Annotated in this window: 11 protein-coding genes; 6 read left to right on the top strand and 5 right to left on the bottom strand. The window is 72.3% G+C overall.

Annotated elements, in window-relative coordinates; genetic code table 11:
- The first annotated feature begins 277 nt into the window (after window positions 1-277).
- The 4 genes from ACWEFJ_RS03305 to ACWEFJ_RS03290 are packed head-to-tail and all read left to right on the top strand — an operon-like array spanning window position 278 to window position 4,934.
- Window positions 278-1,549, top strand: coding sequence for an extracellular solute-binding protein (locus ACWEFJ_RS03305; RefSeq protein WP_378094415.1), 1,272 nt, complete (start codon window positions 278-280; stop codon window positions 1,547-1,549).
- Window positions 1,546-2,505 carry a carbohydrate ABC transporter permease gene (locus ACWEFJ_RS03300; protein ID WP_378094417.1) on the top strand — a complete coding sequence of 320 codons (960 nt, stop codon included), beginning with the start codon at window positions 1,546-1,548 and terminating at the stop codon, window positions 2,503-2,505. The genes ACWEFJ_RS03305 and ACWEFJ_RS03300 overlap by 4 nt, the downstream gene beginning before the upstream one ends.
- The gene (locus ACWEFJ_RS03295) at window positions 2,502-3,368 is read left to right on the top strand and encodes a carbohydrate ABC transporter permease (protein WP_378094419.1); all 867 of its coding nucleotides are present in this window, start codon (window positions 2,502-2,504) and stop codon (window positions 3,366-3,368) included. The genes ACWEFJ_RS03300 and ACWEFJ_RS03295 overlap by 4 nt, the downstream gene beginning before the upstream one ends.
- Window positions 3,369-3,392: 24 nt before the next feature.
- Window positions 3,393-4,934 (top strand): glycoside hydrolase family 43 protein, encoded by a 1,542-nt coding sequence (locus ACWEFJ_RS03290; RefSeq protein WP_449712780.1) that lies wholly within the window; start codon window positions 3,393-3,395, stop codon window positions 4,932-4,934.
- A 137-nt stretch (window positions 4,935-5,071) separates the two neighbouring features.
- Here the strand turns inward: ACWEFJ_RS03290 and ACWEFJ_RS03285 are convergent, their stop codons facing one another.
- Window positions 5,072-5,845, bottom strand: a complete 774-nt coding sequence (locus tag ACWEFJ_RS03285; RefSeq protein ID WP_378094423.1) for a FadR/GntR family transcriptional regulator — start codon at window positions 5,843-5,845, stop codon at window positions 5,072-5,074.
- Window positions 5,846-5,921: 76 nt separating this feature from the next.
- Window positions 5,922-6,914, bottom strand: a complete 993-nt coding sequence (locus ACWEFJ_RS03280) for a PaaX family transcriptional regulator (protein ID WP_378094425.1) — start codon at window positions 6,912-6,914, stop codon at window positions 5,922-5,924.
- Window positions 6,915-7,181: 267 nt separating this feature from the next.
- Between ACWEFJ_RS03280 and ACWEFJ_RS03275 the strand changes: the two genes are divergently transcribed.
- Entirely contained in the window at window positions 7,182-8,528 is a 1,347-nt protein-coding gene (locus ACWEFJ_RS03275; RefSeq protein ID WP_378094427.1) for an extracellular catalytic domain type 1 short-chain-length polyhydroxyalkanoate depolymerase, read from the top strand.
- Window positions 8,529-8,656: 128 nt separating this feature from the next.
- Here ACWEFJ_RS03275 and ACWEFJ_RS03270 read toward each other — a convergent pair whose 3' ends face one another.
- Together ACWEFJ_RS03270 and ACWEFJ_RS03265 are read right to left on the bottom strand one after the other, a co-directional pair.
- On the bottom strand, window positions 8,657-11,017 hold the full coding sequence (locus ACWEFJ_RS03270; RefSeq protein ID WP_449712779.1) for a family 43 glycosylhydrolase: 2,361 nt from the start codon (window positions 11,015-11,017) through the stop codon (window positions 8,657-8,659).
- 630 nt (window positions 11,018-11,647) lie between these two features.
- Window positions 11,648-14,587, bottom strand: coding sequence for a beta-xylosidase family glycoside hydrolase (locus tag ACWEFJ_RS03265; RefSeq protein ID WP_449712778.1), 2,940 nt, complete (start codon window positions 14,585-14,587; stop codon window positions 11,648-11,650).
- Between the two features lie 577 nt (window positions 14,588-15,164).
- Here ACWEFJ_RS03265 and ACWEFJ_RS03260 point away from each other — a divergent pair.
- A complete protein-coding gene (locus tag ACWEFJ_RS03260; protein WP_378095942.1) occupies window positions 15,165-16,151 on the top strand; it encodes a LacI family DNA-binding transcriptional regulator in 987 nt (328 codons plus the stop codon).
- A gap of 12 nt (window positions 16,152-16,163) precedes the next feature.
- Here the strand turns inward: ACWEFJ_RS03260 and ACWEFJ_RS03255 are convergent, their stop codons facing one another.
- Window positions 16,164-16,853 carry a GNAT family N-acetyltransferase gene (locus tag ACWEFJ_RS03255; protein WP_449712777.1) on the bottom strand — a complete coding sequence of 230 codons (690 nt, stop codon included), beginning with the start codon at window positions 16,851-16,853 and terminating at the stop codon, window positions 16,164-16,166.
- Between the last annotated feature and the right edge of the window lie 10 nt (window positions 16,854-16,863).

Genomic DNA, 16,863 nt, shown 5'->3' with positions numbered 1-16,863 from the left:
CTGACTTCGTTCTCCGAACTTAGATAGTTCGCGCTCACAAACCGCCTTGTCAGCGCTGGTTTCCGGGTGCTGACGCCACGCACATGCACTGTCGGACAAGGCTTCTTGACGGAGGTTGTGACACAGCTTACTGTCGTGAGCGCTAACAATCGGTGTTGAGGCCGAAACTTTCGGACAGGGGGTCCGGGAGGCTCGACCCGGTTCGCGCACACGCCGACCGGCGGTGGCCACCTGCCCGGTGGCCACCGCCCGTCCTCGCACACCTTGGAGAAGCGTCGTGAAACTCCGCTTGCCCCTGCTCGGCACCGCCGCGGTCCTGGCCCTCGTCGCCGCCTGCACACCCGGCACCGGAGGCGGCGGGGGCGGGGACGGGGACGGCAAGTCGTTCGAGTTCTGGTCGTTCTCCGCGATCAACCAGAAGCTGACCGTGGACGCCTACCAGGCGAAGCACCCCGACGTGAAGATCAAGCTGACCGAGGTGGGCACGTCGACGGAGACCGCCCAGTCCCTCACCACGGCGCTGGCCGGTGGGAAGGTGCCGGACCTGGTGCTGATCCAGGGCGACAACCTGCCGCAGTTCGTGGAGCAGCCGCAGAACTTCGTCGACCTGCGGACGCTGGGCGCGGACGACATCAAGGACGACTACCTGGACTGGGTGTGGGAGCAGAGCGTCGCCAAGGGCGGCGAGGTGCTCGGCGTCCCCACCGACGTGGGCGGCATGGCGGTGGCCTACCGGACCGACCTGTTCGCCGCGGCCGGGCTGCCCACCGACCGTGAGTCGGTGAGCGCGCTGTGGCCGACGTGGGACGCGTTCATCGAGACCGGCAAGCGCTACAAGCAGGCCACCGGCAAGGCGTTCACCGACAACGCCGCCACCAGCGTGTTCTACCAGGCCGTCAACCAGGTGTCGGAGAAGTACTACAGCGCGGACCGCAAGCTGATCTACGCGACCAACCCGCAGGTGAAGGCGGCGTTCGACCTGGGCATCAAGGCGGCCACCGCCGGGATCACCGCCGGCCAGTCGTCGTTCGAGAGCGCGTGGAGCGCCGGCATGGCGCAGGGCCAGTACGCGGCCGTGTCCGCGCCGTCGTGGATGCTGAACTCCATCCGCAGCACCGCCCCGGACACCAAGGGCAAGTGGGACATCGCGAAGATCCCCGGCGGCGCCGGCAACTGGGGCGGCAGCTACCTGGCCATCCCCAAGCGCGCGAAGAACCCCCAGGCCGCCTGGGAGTACATCAAGGAGATGCAGTCGCCGCAGGGGCAGCTGGAGCACTTCGCCCGCGTCGGCGCCCTGCCGTCCACCCCGTCGGTGTACGAGGACGCCAAGCTCACCGACGCCAAGGACCCGTTCTTCTCCGACGCGCCGACCGGCAAGATCTACACCGACTCGCTGCTGGGCCTCAAGCCGTTCTACATCGGCCCGGACAGCGCGGCCATCGGCCAGGAGTTCCTCAACGCCATCACCAACGTCGAGCAGAGCGGCGGCAACCCGGCCACGGCGTGGGACGACGCGGTGCGCAACATCAAGACCGCCATCGGCGAGTGACCGACGTGACCGCCACGCTCACCCCGGCCCGCTCGGCCGCGCCACCCCCGCCCGCGCCCCGCAAGGGGCGGGGGCTGGTCGAGCGGCTGTCGCCGTACGCCTACATCGCCCCGTTCTTCGTGATCTTCGGGGTGTTCGGGCTGTTCCCGTTCGCCTTCACGTTCTACGTGGCGCTGTTCGACTGGAACCCCATCGGCGACCAGGTGTTCATCGGCGCGGACAACTTCACCCGCATGTTCGCCGACCCGCGGTTCTGGAACGCGGCCGGCAACACGGTGAGCATCTGGGCGCTGTCGACCGTCCCGCAGCTGGCGCTGGCCCTGGTGCTCGCGCACGTGCTCAACCACGCCCGCCTGCGGTTCGCGCTGTTCTTCCGGATGTCGGTGCTGGTCCCGTACATCACCTCGGTGGCGGCGACGGCGATCGTGTTCGCGCAGCTCTTCGACCGGGACTACGGCCTGCTCAACTGGCTGCTGGGCCTGGTCGGCGTGGAGCCGGTCGACTTCGTCCAGTCCACCTGGGGCAGTCACGTGCTCATCGCGACGATGGTGATGTGGCGGTGGTTCGGGTACACCACGCTGCTCTACCTGGCCTCGCTCCAGGCCGTGCCGCGCTCGGTGTTCGAGGCCGCGGCCATCGACGGCGCGGGCCCGTGGCAGCGCTTCCGGCACATCACCGTGCCGTCGCTGCGGCCGGTGATCATCTTCACCGTGGTCACCTCGACCATCGGCGGGTTGCAGATCTTCACCGAACCGCTGCTGATCGCCACCGGCGCGCCGCTCACCTGCGGCTCGGTGCGGCAGTGCCAGACGCTCACGCTGTTCCTCTACGAGCAGGGCTTCGGGCAGTTCGAGTTCGGCTACGGCTCGGCGATCGGCGTCGCGCTGTTCGCCATGGTCGTGCTGATCGCCGCGATCAACTACCTGCTGTCCACCAGGATCAAGGCGGACCGATGACGAGCACTCCGACACGAAGCCGCGCGACCGCGGCCGGCCGGCGCGTCGGCCGGGTCCGCTGGTGGACCTACCTGCTGCTGTCGGCGGCCACGGTGGTCTGCCTGTTCCCGCTGTACTGGATGTTCATCGTCGCCACCACCGACACCGCCACGGCGACGAAGATGCCGCCCGAGGTCGTGCCCGGCGGCAACTTCTTCCACCTGGTCGGCCTGGTGCTGGAGACGGTGCCGTTCGTGCAGGCGCTGCTGAACAGCCTGTTCGTGGCCACCGCCATCGGCGTCGGGCAGGCGGTGCTGTGCGCGCTGGCCGGGTTCGCCTTCGCCAAGCTGCGCTTCCGCGGCCGCAACGCGCTGTTCCTGGTCGTCGTGCTGACCATGACCGTGCCGACCCAGCTCTCGGTCATCCCGCAGTACATGATCATGTCGTGGCTGGGCTGGGTGGACACCCTCCAGGCCCTGGTCGTGCCCGGCCTGGCCAGCGCGTTCGGCATCTTCTGGATGCGCCAGCACATCACCGCGACCATCAACGACGAGCTGATGCAGGCCGCCCGCATCGACGGCGCGAGCACCTGGCAGGTGTTCTGGCGCATCGCGTTCCCGATCGTCCGGCCGGCCGCGTTCGTGCTGGGCCTGTTCGGGTTCGTCACGGCGTGGAACGACTTCCTGTGGCCGTTCATCGTCCTCAAGTCGCCCGAGCGCTACACCGCGCAGATCGCCATCAAGGCGCTGCAGAACAGCTACGACGTGGACCTCGGCCTGGCCATGTCCGGCTCCTTCCTGGCCACGATCCCGCTCGTCGTGCTGTTCGTCGTGGTCGGGCGGCGCATGGTGGCCGGGATCCTCGAAGGCGCTTTCAAGGGCTGACGCCCACGCACAACAAGGGAAACGATGACCTCACCGAAGCCCGAGGCCCTCTACGACAACCCCGTCATCCCCGGGTTCCACCCCGACCCCAGCGTGTGCCGCGTGGGGGAGGACTACTACCTGGTGTGCTCCAGCTTCGAGTACTTCCCCGGCGTGCCGATCTTCCACAGCCGCGACCTGGTGCACTGGCGGCAGATCGGCAACGTCCTGGACCGCCCGGCGCAACTGCCGCTGCCGGCCGACGCGATGGCGTCCGACGGGATCTACGCGCCCACGATCCGGCACCACGACGGCCGGTTCTGGGTGATCACCACGAACGTCTCGCACGGCGGCAACTTCATCGTCACCGCCGAGCGGCCCGAGGGCCCCTGGTCGGACCCCGTGTGGATCGACCTGCCCGGCATCGACCCCGACCTGGCCTGGGACGACGACGGCGCCTGCTGGGCGGCGTTCGCCGGCGCCAGCGGGCCGTCCTTCTCCGGCGTGCACGTCGCCCGCGTCGACCCGGAGGCCGGGAAGGTGCTGGAAGGCCCGGAGCCCTCGTGGGCGGGGACGGGCCTGCAGTGGCCGGAGGCGCCACACCTGTACCGCATCGGGGACTGGTGGTACCTGATGATCGCCGAGGGCGGCACCGAGCGCGGCCACACCGTGGCCATGGCGCGGGCCCGCTCGCCGCGCGGCCCCTGGGAACCCGCGCCGGCCAACCCGATCCTGTCGCACCGCAGCACGGACCACCCGATCCAGAGCACCGGCCACGCCGACCTCGTCACCACCCCGGACGGCGACTGGTGGATGGTCCTGCTGGCCACGCGCCCGGTCGGGTACAGCCCCAAGTTCCACGTCCTGGGCCGGGAAACGTTCCTCACCCCGGTGGCGTGGGAGGACGGCTGGCCCCGCGTCGGTCCGGTCCGGTCGCGGGAACGCGCGCCCCGCGTCCTGCGCCCGGTGGAGGCGGCCCCGCGCCGCGACGACTTCGACGCCCCCGTGCTCGACCCGCGCTGGATCTCGCCGCGGGCGCGCGAGGACGGCTCCTGGTCGCTGACCGAGCGGCCGGGCTGGCTCGCGCTGCACGCGACCGGCCCGTCGCTGGACCGGCCGGGCTGCACCTTCCTCGGCCGGCGCCAGCAGCACCCGGAGAGCCGGACGGCCGTCCTGCTCGACCACGCCGCCGGTCGGGCGGGTCTCACCGTGCGGTTGGACGAGGGGCACCACTACGACCTGGAGGTGGCCGACGGGCAGGCCGAGGTCGTCGCCAGGATCGGACCGCTGCGGCACACCGTGGCGACGCGCCCCGTGCCGCCGGGCCCGGTGACGCTCGCGATCACCACCCGGCCGTCCCGGACGTGGGCCGAGGGCGAGGAGCGGCGGTCGGGCCTGCACGTCGCCGCGCCGGACTACCTCACCTTCCACGTGGGCGACGACCCGGAGCCACTGGCCGAGCTGGACGGCCGGTACCTGTCGACCGAGGTGGCCACCGGCTTCACGGGCCGGGTGATCGGCATGTACGTCACCGAGGGCACGGCCTGGTTCGACTGGTACGACCACGGCCCGCTCGACGGGTCCTGACCCGAGCCCGCGACGTCCCGGCCACGGGGGTGGCCGGGACGTGTCGGTCGGGGTCGCAGGTGCACGAGCCGAGGGCCGGGGCGGGTGGTGTTGCCGCGGTGCACGAGCCGGGTGGCCGGGACGCGCCGGCGTCGGTCTCAGCGTTCCAGGCGGCCGGGGTCGCCGGCGCCGCTGCGGCGCACCAGCCACGCTTCGGTGATGTGGGTGAACATGGCCTCGGCCGCGCCGGCGGGGTCGCGGGCGGCGATGCGCTCGTAGACGCGGCGGTGCCCCTGGTTGGAGGCGACGCACAGGGCGCGCTCGCTGCGCCCCATGTAGCGGGCGGTGTTGATCACCTGGCTCTCCAGCGAGCGCACGACGCCGCGCGCGATCCGGTTGCCGGACGCCTGCATGACGGTGTCGTGGAAGGCCCGGTCCTGCTCGCGGTAGGCGACGGGGTCGTCCACCAGCTCGTCCATGCGGTCCACCAGGGCGCGCAGCCGCTCGACGGTCTCCTGGTCGGCGGTGCGGGCCGTGACCTGGGCCATGTCCGATTCGAGCAGCCGCCGGGTGACCACCAGGTCGTCCAGCACGGCGAGCGTCTCGTCCTCGGCGATGGTGGCCGCGAGCACCATCTCGTCGAGCATGTTCCACGTCGTCGGCGGGGTGACGGTCGTGCCGGCCCCCTGCCGCACCTGGACCAGGCCCTTCTCCTGGAGGATCTTCACCGCCTCCCGGATGACGGTCCGGCTCACCGAGAAGGTCTCGCCCAGCGCGGGTTCGGGCGGCAGCGGCGTGCCGGGCGGGTGCACCCCGCGCACGATCCGCTGCACGAGTTCCGCGGTGACCGCCCTGGCCAGGTTGGCCGGCCGCCGCGTCCACTCCGGGGGAGCGGGTGAGCTTCCGGTCGGTTCCTGGCTCGCTGCCGTCATGTGCCCTCCGGTCGCCCCGCACCACGCCCACCCGCGGTTGGATCAGTATACGTAGTACGTTGGCGTGCCGGTTCGGTCACGGCCCCGCGGGCGACCCCGTCCGGTCGGGCGCGCAGTCGGGCTCGCCGAGCAGGCCGCGGACCAGGTCGGCCACGGTGTGCGCCTGCACGTCGGTGAGCGGGTCGGTGGTGAACCGGCCGGCGACGGCCCGCACGTGGTCCTGCGCGGGACCGGCGAGCCCGTCGTACACGGCCGCGAACAGCTCCCTGGCCGGCTCGCGCGGCCATCCCGGCGGGAGCAGGTCCAGGGGCAGCCTCGGGTCCAGGATCGGCAGGCGGCGGTAGGTGTCCATCACCTCGGTGCGGGCGCGGACCGCCTGGACGCCGGTGATCCGGGCGGCGCGGATGTCGGGCAGCAGCGGCCGCCAGCGCCGGAGGAAGCTCTCGTAGTGCCGGGCGATCTCGCCGGTGTCCCAGGCGTCGAGCGGGTCGCGGCCGGTCGACGCGCCGAGGTCCACGTGCCGGGCGCGGAAGACTGTCATCGTGCCGGGGGCGAGGTCGGCCACCTGCGCCCTGGCCCGGTCGGTGAGGTCGTGCGGCGAGATCCACAGGCCGTCGTAGAGGGGCGCGCAGCCCAGCCACCGCAGCTTCCCGCGGAGGTCGCGCCGCCGGCCGACCTCGTCCTGGGGCAGGGAGAACGCGATCAACGTCCACCACCGGTCCCACGGTTCGTCGTCGGCCCCGGCGGAGATGATGGCCCGACCGCCGGCGGCCAGGTTCAGGGCGGCGGTGACGGTGAGCCGGTAGGAGCTGTTGCGGCCCTGCCTGCTGCCCTCCAGCACGCCCCGGCGGGCCAGTCGGCTGATGGTGGCGCGGGCGCCGGCGTGGCTGACGCCCGCCTCGCCGAGCAGCGCGACGATGGCCGCCGACGGGAGCCAGGCCCTGGTCCGCAACGTGTAGTCGGCCAGCAGGGTCACCGCGAGGCCCTGCGGCGAGTTGCCGGACTGCCGGCGCGGGAGCCGGACCGCGTCGCCCGGGAAGATCTCCTCGATGTCGTAAGGGCTGGTCACGGCGGCTCCGGCGGTCGGCTCGGGGACGGTTGCCACCGACTGTAACCGGCTCCGAGTGGAGCACACCGCGCTGTCGAGACGGTTGATTGACAGTTCGTTGGCCGGCGTGCACGCTAAGTGTCACGCGACTGCCGGCCTCGATCAGGCCGGGCGCCATCGGCGGCACGTCCACGCGTGGGACCGCGCTCCGCCGCGCCGCGGGTCGCACCGGTCCGCGGCACCTCACCTCCCTTATCCGGTCGTGCGCGAAACAAAGGAGTCGAGCGCATGAAGGTCAGATCGAGCCTGTTACTGGCCGCGGCGGCGTCGTTGCTCGTCGGCGGCCTCGTCACGGCCGTGCCCACGCCCGCGTCCGCGGCGTCGTTGACCGAGGTCACCAACTTCGGCGCGAACCCGGGCGGGATGCGCATGCACGTCTACGTGCCGGACTCCCGTCCGGCCAACCCCGGCATCGTGGTGGCCATGCACGGCTGCGGCGGCTCGGGTCCCGGCTTCTACTCGGGCAGCGAGTTCGCCTCGCTGGCCGACCGGTACGGGTTCGTCGTCATCTACCCGAGCGCCCAGCAGGAAGCGGGCTTCGGCAAGTGCTTCGACACCTGGTCCGACGCCGCGAAGCGCCGCGGCGGGGGCAGCGACCCGGTGTCGATCGTGTCGATGGTGACCTACGTCCAGCAGCGCTACGGCGGCGACCCGAACCGCGTCTACGCCACCGGCTCGTCCTCGGGCGGCATGATGACCAACCACATGCTCGCGCTGTACCCGGACGTGTTCAAGGCCGGCGCGGCGTTCATGGGCGTGCCGTTCAACTGCTTCGCCAACGCCGCCGACTACCCGCCGGGCAGCAGCCGGTGCACCGGCAACGGCGGCGCGAACCGCACCCCGCAGCAGTGGGGCGACGCCGTCCGCGCGGCCTACCCCGGCTTCACCGGGACCCGGCCCCGCGTCCAGCTCTGGCACGGCACCGCCGACACCCTCGTGCCGTACGCGCTGCTCCAGGAGTCGATCGAGCAGTGGACCAACGTGTTCGGCCTGAGCCAGACCCCGTCGTCCACCGACACGCCGCAGACGAACTGGAACCGCCGCCGCTACAACGACTCCTCCGGCACGACGCAGGTCGAGGCGTACAGCATCCAGGGCGCGGGCCACAGCCTGCCCTCCGGCGGCATGGCGGCGCGGGCCATCTCGTTCTTCGGCCTGGACGGCACCGGCAACCCGACGTCCACCACCACGACCACCACGACCACGACGACGACCACCACCACGACCACGACGACCACGACGACGCCGGGCGGGTCGGGCTCGTGCCGCGTCACCGCGACGGTGAACGCGTGGAACAACGGCCTGACCGAGAGCATCACCATCACCAACACCGGGGCCACCGCGGTCAACGGCTGGTCGCTGGCGTTCACGCTCCCCGGCGGCCAGACCATCACCAGCGGCTGGAGCGCCACCTACTCGCCGACGTCCGGGCAGGTGACCGCACGCAACGTGGCCTACAACGCCTCGATCCCGCCGAACGGGTCGATCGGCATCGGCTTCCAGGCCACGCACACCGGCGACACCGCCAAACCCGCGTCGTTCACCCTCAACGGCGCGCCGTGCGCCACCGCCTGACCGGCGGCGCGGACGGGACCTGAGCCCGACCCGGCACCGCGCGCGGTGTGCGGCTGCCCTCCCGCACCGCGTTCGGTCGGGATGGGGGCGAGGCGGCCCGGAGCACGCTCCGGGCCGCCTCGTGGTGGTCAACGACAGGTGCGCGCGTCGTACCGGGCCGGAACCCGGACCGACACCTCGCTCCCGTCGACCGTCGCCGTCGCGGTGACCGTCGCCGAACCGGCGGCCACGCTCCGCTCGTGGGTCGTGAACGGGTGCGAACGGGTCTTGCCCGGCTGGACGTTGTGGAACGACTTCGAGCCGTACGGCGTCTCGACCTCCACGTCCACCGGCCGGGACTCGTCGTTGGTCACCTCCACGGTCAGCTTGACGTTCGGGCCGGCGCACCGGGTGTCCGCCGCCGCCGCGACCTTCAGCGACGGCTTGGTGAACCGCCAGCTGTCGACCTCGACCAGGTCCTGGCCGTCCGGCCCGACGAACGTGAAGTACACGTCGTGCACCCCGGAGACGCCGTCGAGCGCGGCGCCGACCTCGGTCCACTCGCCGACCGGCCCGTCCACCGGGATGGTGGCCACGACCGGCCCGGTGCGGTCGTCCAGCCGGAGCTGGATGCTGCCGCCCGCGACCAGCGGCTTGACCCGCGCCGACACGCCGGTGGCGCCGGAGCCGAAGTCGGCCGCCGACAGCGACGTCCAGTCGCCGTTGTCGACGTCGTGCAGGGCGAGCGCCGGCACGTCGTTCGGCGCGTTGAGCCGCTTGGTGGCCAGACCCTGCTGCCAGGCGATCGTCTCCGCCTCGATCACCCGGTACGGGTCGAGCCGGCGGATCTGCTCCACCCCGTCGAACGTGCCGAGCACCTCCTTGATGGTGCCGTCGGCGTTGAACTCCAGCTTCGCGATGTGCGGGCTGCGGAAGCCCTGCGTCGCGCCGCCGGTGATGCGGCGGTTCAGCGTCTGGGCGTGGTAGGTGAAGTAGTACTCCCCGTTCAGCTCGAACACGGACTGGTGGTTGTTGCCGCCCGCGCCGAAGTAGACGCCGGGGTTCTTGAAGATGACGCCCGCGTACTTGTCCGGCGTCCACGGGCCCATCGGGTTGTCCGCCACCAGGTAGGCGATGGCCCCGGTCGGCGGCCCGTTCGGGTCGATCGGCCCGCCGAAGCCGAAGTTGGACGAGTAGGAGTAGTAGTACTTGCCCTCGCGCTTGAAGACGTGGCCCGCCTCGAACATCAGCGGCGCGTCGATGGTCTCGGCCGCGCCCTCGATGCTGATCATGTCGTCGCCGAGCTTGATCACCCGCGTCGACTTCGGGTGGTTGGTGTTCTCGTAGGAGTTGGAGCCGTCGTTGCCGCCCCCGCCGAAGTAGAGGTAGCCCTGGCCGTCGTCGTCGATGAACACGCCCGGGTCGAACAGCCAGTTGCGGCCGTCCGAGGCGCCGGGGGTCTGGCTCGTGATGAGCAGGCTGCCGCGCTCGTCGCGCCACGGGCCCAGCGGCGAGTCGCCGACCAGCACGCCCGTCGCCGCGCCGTTGTTGGCGAAGTAGAGGAAGAACTGCTCCTTGCCGTTGACGACGCGGCTCTCCACGGCCGGGGCCCACGACTGCGACGCGTACTTGGCGAGGCCGTTCGGGCCGGCCACCGGGATCTCGCCGTGGTCGGTCCAGTTCACCAGGTCGTCGGACGAGATCACCGTGATGGTGTTGATCCCGCCGTAGGTGTTGGTGGGCGACGTGCCGTCGGGACCCGGGTTGTAGACCTGGGTGTCGTTGGTCATGTAGAGGTAGACCCGGCCGTCGTGCACGAAGGCGTTGCCGTCCGCGCCGAACTTGTGGGAGATCAGCGGGTTCCCCTCACCGGGGTTCTTGCCGAGGACCTCGATCGTGGTCGACGGCGTGAACTCGCGCAGCACGACGTCGTCCACCTTGAAGTCCATCAGGTGGGTCGCCGGCGCGGCCGCCGGGTCCGCCGTCCACGGCGTCTCCACGAAGATGCGCGGCGTGGCGACGCCCTGCCCGGCCGGGATGGTGAACGTGCCCTGGAGCAGGCCCCACTGGCCGCGCGGCACCGTGCCGGTGCCGAGGTTGGTGTAGGTCGAGCCGCCGTAGTGCATGGTCACGAAGAACTGCTTGGTGGCGGGGCTCGCGGGGTTCTCGTACTTCACCCGCGCGGTGACCGTGTACGTCTTCCCGGCCTGCACCTTGCCGGCCAGGTCCTGCGCCGGGCCGGACCCGGTGGTCTTGCGGTTCGTCACCAGGACCGCGCCCGAGCCCGCGTAGGCGTCGGTGGTCGGGGACAGGGTCGCGCCGTCCGTGGGGTTGCCGTTGTTCACGGTCCAGCCGGACAGGCCGTCCTCGAAGCCGGGGTTGGCGATGAGGTTCGGACCGGCGGCCGACGCCGCGGGGGCGACCACGAGCCCTCCGGTCAGCAGGGCGCCGACGGCGGCGAGGACGACGGCTCTGCGCCGCCCCGACCACTGTGGACGTTGTCGATGCACTGGGTTCTCCTTGTCAGCGGTGTGGATCACTCGCCCGCGGCGCGCCGGGGCCGAGGTACTGGGGGTGTGGGTGTCGGAGGTTCCGGGTTGTGGGCTGCCGGCAGCCGCCGGAAGCCGCCCGGTGGCCGCCGGATCCCGGACGCCGGCTGCCGCCCGCTGGCCGCACGGCCGGCAGCCGCCGCAAGCCGCCCGCTGGCCGCCGGGCCGGCCCGGCCGCTGCCCGCTGGCCGCCGCCTGCCGCCCGCCGGGCACGGGTCACTGGCTACCGGTGGCCGGCAGCTGGTCGCTGGCCACCGGTAGCCGGCTGCTGGTCGCTGGCTGCTGGTCGCCGCTCGCTGGCCGCCGGGCCGGCCTGGCCGCTGCCCGCTGCCCGCTGGCCGCTGGCCGGCTTGGCCGCCGCCCGCTGGCCGCCGCCCGCCCGCCACCCGCCGGCAGCCAAGAGCCGGAAGCCCTCGCCGGAGCCGGAAGCTGTGCCGCCGAGAGCCGGACACCGGCCGCCGGGCCGCCGGCGGTGGTTGGCGGTGCCGGGTGCGGGTGGCCTTGCGGGTCCGGGGTGCCGCCGCCGGTGGAGCGGGTCGGGAAGGCCGGGGGAGGGCGGCGCACGCCGGTCGGTGTGCGCCGCCCCGGCGGTCAGCGGCAGGTGTGCGCCTCGTACGGCGCGTTCAGCTCGACCGACCGCGCCTCGCCGTCCACCGTCGCCGTGGCGGTGACCGTCACCGACCCCGCCGGCAGGTTCCGCTCGTGCGTCATGAACGGGTGCGAGCGGGTCTTGCCGGGCTTCACGTCGTCGAACGACTTGCTGCCGTACGGCGTCTTCACCGTGACGTCGACCGGCACCGCCTCGTGGTTCGTCACCTCGACGGTGAGCTTCGCGTTCGGCCCCGCGCACCGGGTGTGCGCGGACGCGCCCACCGCGACCGGGAACCTCGCCACGCCCAGCCGGGCCAGCTCCAGGCTGAGCGCCCGCTCCGGCGCGTCGAGCTGGTTCTGGGTGCCGAACCGGGACGCCCGCACCGCCTTGGCCTTCGCCAGCGCCTCGCGCATCGCGGTCCACGCGTCCGCCGGGTAGTGGTCGCGGTCCAGGCGCTCGGCGTGGGCGATCGCCGCGTCCAGGGCGTTGGTGTCGAGCGGCTTGCCCTCGGCGGTCACCGTGTCGCTGAGCAGGTAGTGGTCGAAGTCCACGTGCCCGCCCGCCTGCCGGGTCGCGTAGTTGAACAGGCCCCACCGGTGGCCCATGAAGTGCGCCAGGCTGCCGTCCAGCGCCTGCGGCCCGACCCGGTCGCCGAGCTGGTGCCACGACAGGCCGTCCAGGCTGTAGTAGAACGTCGTCCAGCCCTGCCCGGTCGGCGCGTCGAACCGGACGTCGCCCTTGAGGTGCACCTCGGTGGCGTCGCCCAGCGGCACCTCGGTGCCCGGCACGAACGCCTCCGCCGTGGCCTGGTCGAAGGCGACCGGGAACGGCTGCACCCGGTTCACCACGCCGACCGTGCGCTGCCCGTTGACGCGCTTCACCGCGACGTAGGAGAAGCCCCGGTTGTACATCGCCAGGCCGGCGACGTCGCCGTCCCGCATCCCGGAGACGTCGAGCTTCGTCTCCGCCGACCCCTTCGGGCCGAAGACCCGCTGCGACAGCGTGTTGCGGGCCTCCTCGAACCACGTCAGCTCGGCCCGGTTCGACAGCTTGGTGTAGACGTAGTCGCCGGTGACGACCTTGCCGGTGGTGAGCCGCAGCCAGCCGTCGCGGTCCGTGAGCGACCAGTGGCGGTTGTCCGGCGCGTGGTTCCACTCCCAGACCAGGCCCAGGCGCGAGCCGTTGGGCTCGACCTCCTCCCGGGTCGGGTGCTCGGTGGTCACCGGCTGCCCGACGACCGACACGTCGTCCAGCAGGTACTCGACGCTCGACGACGGCGGCTGCGGGTTGGCCCACGGCGTCTCGACGGCGAACTTCACCTTGGCGGTCGCGGCGTTGGCGGGCACGGTGTACCGGCCGGAGACCGTGGTCCACCGACCCGCCGGCACGTCACCGGACGCCATCACCTGCACGCCCGACCCCCAGTCCGCGACCAGGTTGAACCGCACGCTCGCCGGCCCGGCGGAGTACTTGACCTTCGCCGACACCGCGTAGGTCACGCCGCGCTGCAACACCCCGTCCAGGGACTGGTTCGGCCCCGAGCCGTTGAGCGTCCGGTTGGCCACCCGGAGGGCCGTCGACCCGCCGGCGGCGTCGGTCGGATCGAGTGCGAGCGTCGCGCCGAACTGACCGGCCCACGGCGACACCGAGCCGTCCTCGAAACCGGGGTTGCGCACCAGCTCCACGCCGAGCAGCGACTCGTCGAAGTCGGGCGGCTCGGGGATGGTCCACCGCTCGTCCATGTACGCCTTGTGCGGCGCGTCGTTGGCGAAGTCGTCCGAGGCGACGACGGCCTTCTGCCGCTCCAGCGCCGCCTGCGCCGGGCTCAGCTCGATCGGCTTGGCGAACACCCCGTTCACCGGCACCACGCCGCGGTCGCCGAACGTCGGCCAGCCGTCCTGCCAGGTCGCCGGGATGAGCGCCGGGATGCGGCCGACCGGGAACGAGTCGCGGAAGAACATGCCGTACCAGTCGGTCCGGCCGCCGTCGCGGGCGATCGGCACGAGGCTGCCCTGCGCGAAGCCGTTCGAGTTCAACGCGCCACGCGCCTCGTACGGGTTGGCGCCGTCGGCCGTCGCGTACCGCCCGAGCAGGTGCGGCGAGCGGAACAGGACCACCTGCCGGCCCTGCCCCGACGGCCACGTGATGATCACGATGTAGTAGTTGCCGTCGATGTACTGCACCTGCGCGCCCTCGAACAGCCCGCCGAGGAACGGCGAGCCGGGGTAGTCGGCCGGCCGCAGGATGTTCGGGTACTCCGCGACCACGCGGGTCAGCCCGGGGTCCAGCTTCACCGCGCTGGTCGAGCCCGACCCGTAGAAGATGTACGGCGTGCCGCCGTCCCGCTCGTCGAAGAACAGCGACGGGTCGTGGAACGCGCGGCCCAGGGGCAGCCGCGTCCACGCGCCGTTCTCGATGTCGTCGGTGCTGTAGAGGTAGGAGCCGCCGAGGTTGTTGGTGTTGAACGCGACGTAGAACCGGCCGGCGTGGTAGCGCAGCGACGACGCCCACTGGCCCTGCCCGTAGGAGTTCTGGCCGTTGCGCAGCGAGAACGAGTCGCCGATGTCCGCCCGGTCGAAGACGTAGTTGACGATCTCCCAGTTGACGAGGTCGTACGACTTCATGATCGGCGCGCCGGGGCTCAGGTGCATGGTCGTGCTGATCATGTAGTAGAGGTCGCGGCCCTCGTCGTTCTCCGCCGCCGGCACGCGCTCCACGCTGACGTCCGGCACGTCGGAGTTGAGCAGCGGCACGGAGTAGGTCCCGTCGCCCCGGTCGGTCGACGTGTACGACGGCTTCGGGGACCACTCGCCCGCCGCCCGGGCGGGCGGGCCGACCGACGCGAGGGACGCGGCGAGCAGGGCGGTGGCCGCGAGGGCGGTCAGCAGCACGCGCCCCGGGCGCCGGACGAGCGGACGAAGGCGGGCGGTCAGCGGCATGGACGACTCCAGACGCGGTGTGGGCGGCGAACCGTGCGGTGGGGAGGCGGTCGGGGACCGGCCGGCGGCGCGTTCCACCGGCGGAACGCGCCACGCTGTCCACTCAGGACAGAGCAGAGCGGTGTCCGAAACTTTCGGACACGGCCGACCGCGGGCGCTGTGATCGCTAACATGCCGCCCGCATCGGCCACGCTGCACGTGGTGTGTCGAAGTAACAGGGTTTGGTCAAAACGGTCAATATCGTGTTGCCGGACAGTGTTAGCGATAACACAAATGGGTGTCAAGCCTGTCGCCCGAGTGGACGGTTGCCGTCCACACGCGACGGTCGGCTGCTAAAGAAAGACGGCTCAACATTTAGCGCACAGCCGCGTTGACTGGCCAAAACCCGCTGGATAGATTGACGTGTCGATCACCGTCGATCGGCGGGGGGTTCGAAACTTTCGGTCGTCGGTGGACGTCCACGCGGCGGTGCCCGGTCGGTGTTCGCGCCGGGGCCGGCCCGGTGCGACGGGACCGGCGGCGCGGTCGCGCGTGGATGGGGCGGGTTGTGGAGAACAGGACATCCGGTGCGCCCGCGATGGCTGACGTCGCCCGGCTCGCCGGGGTCTCGCACCAGACCGTGTCGCGGGTGCTCAACGGCCACCCGTACGTCCAGGAGCAGACGCGCCTGCGCGTGCAGGCGGCGATCGAGGAGCTGGGCTACCGCCCGAACCGGGTCGCCCGCGCGCTGGTGACGGGCCGCTCGCAGCTGATCGGCGTGGTCGCCCAGAACACCACCCTGTGCGGCCCCATCTCGCTGCTCGCGGCGTTCGAGCAGGTGGCGGCGGAAGCCGGGTTCGTGGTGACCGCGCACCGGGCCAACGTGCTGGACCGCGAGTCGATCACCAAGGCCCTGGAGCGGCACCGCGACCAGCGGGTGGCGGGCATCGTCGTCATCGCGCCGACGGCCTCGGCGCACGACGCGGTCGACGCCGTCCCGCCGAGGGTCCCGCTGGTGATGGTCGACGGCGACTCCCGGCGCGAGACCCCGACGGTGACCGTCGACCAGGTGGCGGGCGCGATCGCCGCGACCGAGCACCTGCTGGAGGCGGGCCACCGCACGGTGTGGCACGTGTCGGGTCCGCCGGACTGGTTCGACAGCGCGGGCCGGATCGAGGGCTGGCGGATGGCGCTGGAGGCCGCGGGCGCGGAGGTGCCGCCGATCGTGCCCGCGGACTGGAGCGCCGCGTCGGGGTACCGCGCGGGCCAGGTGCTCGCCCGGATGCCGGAGGTGACGGCGATCTTCGCGGCGAACGACCACCTGGCGCTGGGCATCCTGCGGGCGATGAGCGAGCGGGGCCGCAAGGTGCCGCAGGACGTGAGCATCGTGGGCTTCGACGACGTGCCGGAGGCCGCCTACTTCATCCCGCCGCTGACGACCGTCCGGCCGGACTTCGCCGCCGTCGCCCGCGACGCCCTGGCCCTGCTGATGGCGGGGATCGAGGGGACCGAGGTCGCCGGGCTGCGGCGCGTCACCCGCCCCACCCTCGTGCCGCGCGACAGCGTCCGCCCGCCGTCGCGGTGAGGGCGCGGGCGCTCAGCCCGCCCCGTTCGTCGCGATCACCACCGCGGCCCGGGTGGTCCAGCCCAGGGACGCGTAGAGCGCCCGGCCGTCCGGGCTCGCGACCAGGACGCCGTCGCGCGCGCCCAGGTCGACGGCACCCTCGGCCAGGGTCGCCATCACCACGCTGCCCAGGCCGCGGCGGCGGTGGGCCGGCGCGGTCTCGATCCGGTCGAAGACGGCGTCGCCGCGGCCGACGGCGGCCTGACCGCGCGCCGCCGGCGCGTCGGACCCGTGCCCGTGCCACACCTCGACCGTGAGCAGGCCCGTCCCGCTGGTCGTCGTCCGCGCCCGGTAGGGCGACGGGGCCGTGCGCGGGGGATGGGTGGCCAGGGCGCGGGTCATCAACCACTCGCGGGTGGCCTTGACGTGCAGGCCGGCGTCGCGGAGGACCGGTTCGACCTCGTCGGGGCGCGTCGTCGGCACGGTCAACCAGGTCGGGTCGCGGTCGCCGGCGGCTTCCCCGGCCAACGCCCGCAGACCGGGCAGGTGGTCCGGGCGCAACGCGACGATCTCGCGGTGGCGGCCGAGCCGGCGTGGCAGGAGGTGCAGCGCCTCGCGCTCCTCGCGCGGTGGTTCCCAGCCCCGGCACGCGCGCCAACCCCGCTCCCAGCGGCGCACGAGGTCGGTCAGGTCGGCGTCGGTCGCCGGGGAACGGGTCGTCATCGTTGCCACT

This window comes from Actinosynnema sp. NPDC004786 (assembly GCF_053601135.1).
This window is presented reverse-complemented; position numbering and strand designations above follow the sequence as displayed.

Excerpts from the sequence above, each read along its gene's own strand:
- ACWEFJ_RS03290 (WP_449712780.1), top strand. The coding sequence starts at position 3,393 with ATGACCTCACCGAAGCCCGAGGCCCTCTACGACAACCCCGTCATCCCC.
- ACWEFJ_RS03275 (WP_378094427.1), top strand. The coding sequence starts at position 7,182 with ATGAAGGTCAGATCGAGCCTGTTACTGGCCGCGGCGGCGTCGTTGCTC.
- ACWEFJ_RS03265 (WP_449712778.1), bottom strand. The coding sequence starts at position 14,587 with ATGCCGCTGACCGCCCGCCTTCGTCCGCTCGTCCGGCGCCCGGGGCGC.
- ACWEFJ_RS03255 (WP_449712777.1), bottom strand. The coding sequence starts at position 16,853 with ATGACGACCCGTTCCCCGGCGACCGACGCCGACCTGACCGACCTCGTG.
- ACWEFJ_RS03285 (WP_378094423.1), bottom strand. The coding sequence starts at position 5,845 with ATGACGGCAGCGAGCCAGGAACCGACCGGAAGCTCACCCGCTCCCCCG.
- ACWEFJ_RS03260 (WP_378095942.1), top strand. The coding sequence starts at position 15,165 with ATGGCTGACGTCGCCCGGCTCGCCGGGGTCTCGCACCAGACCGTGTCG.
- ACWEFJ_RS03295 (WP_378094419.1), top strand. The coding sequence starts at position 2,502 with ATGACGAGCACTCCGACACGAAGCCGCGCGACCGCGGCCGGCCGGCGC.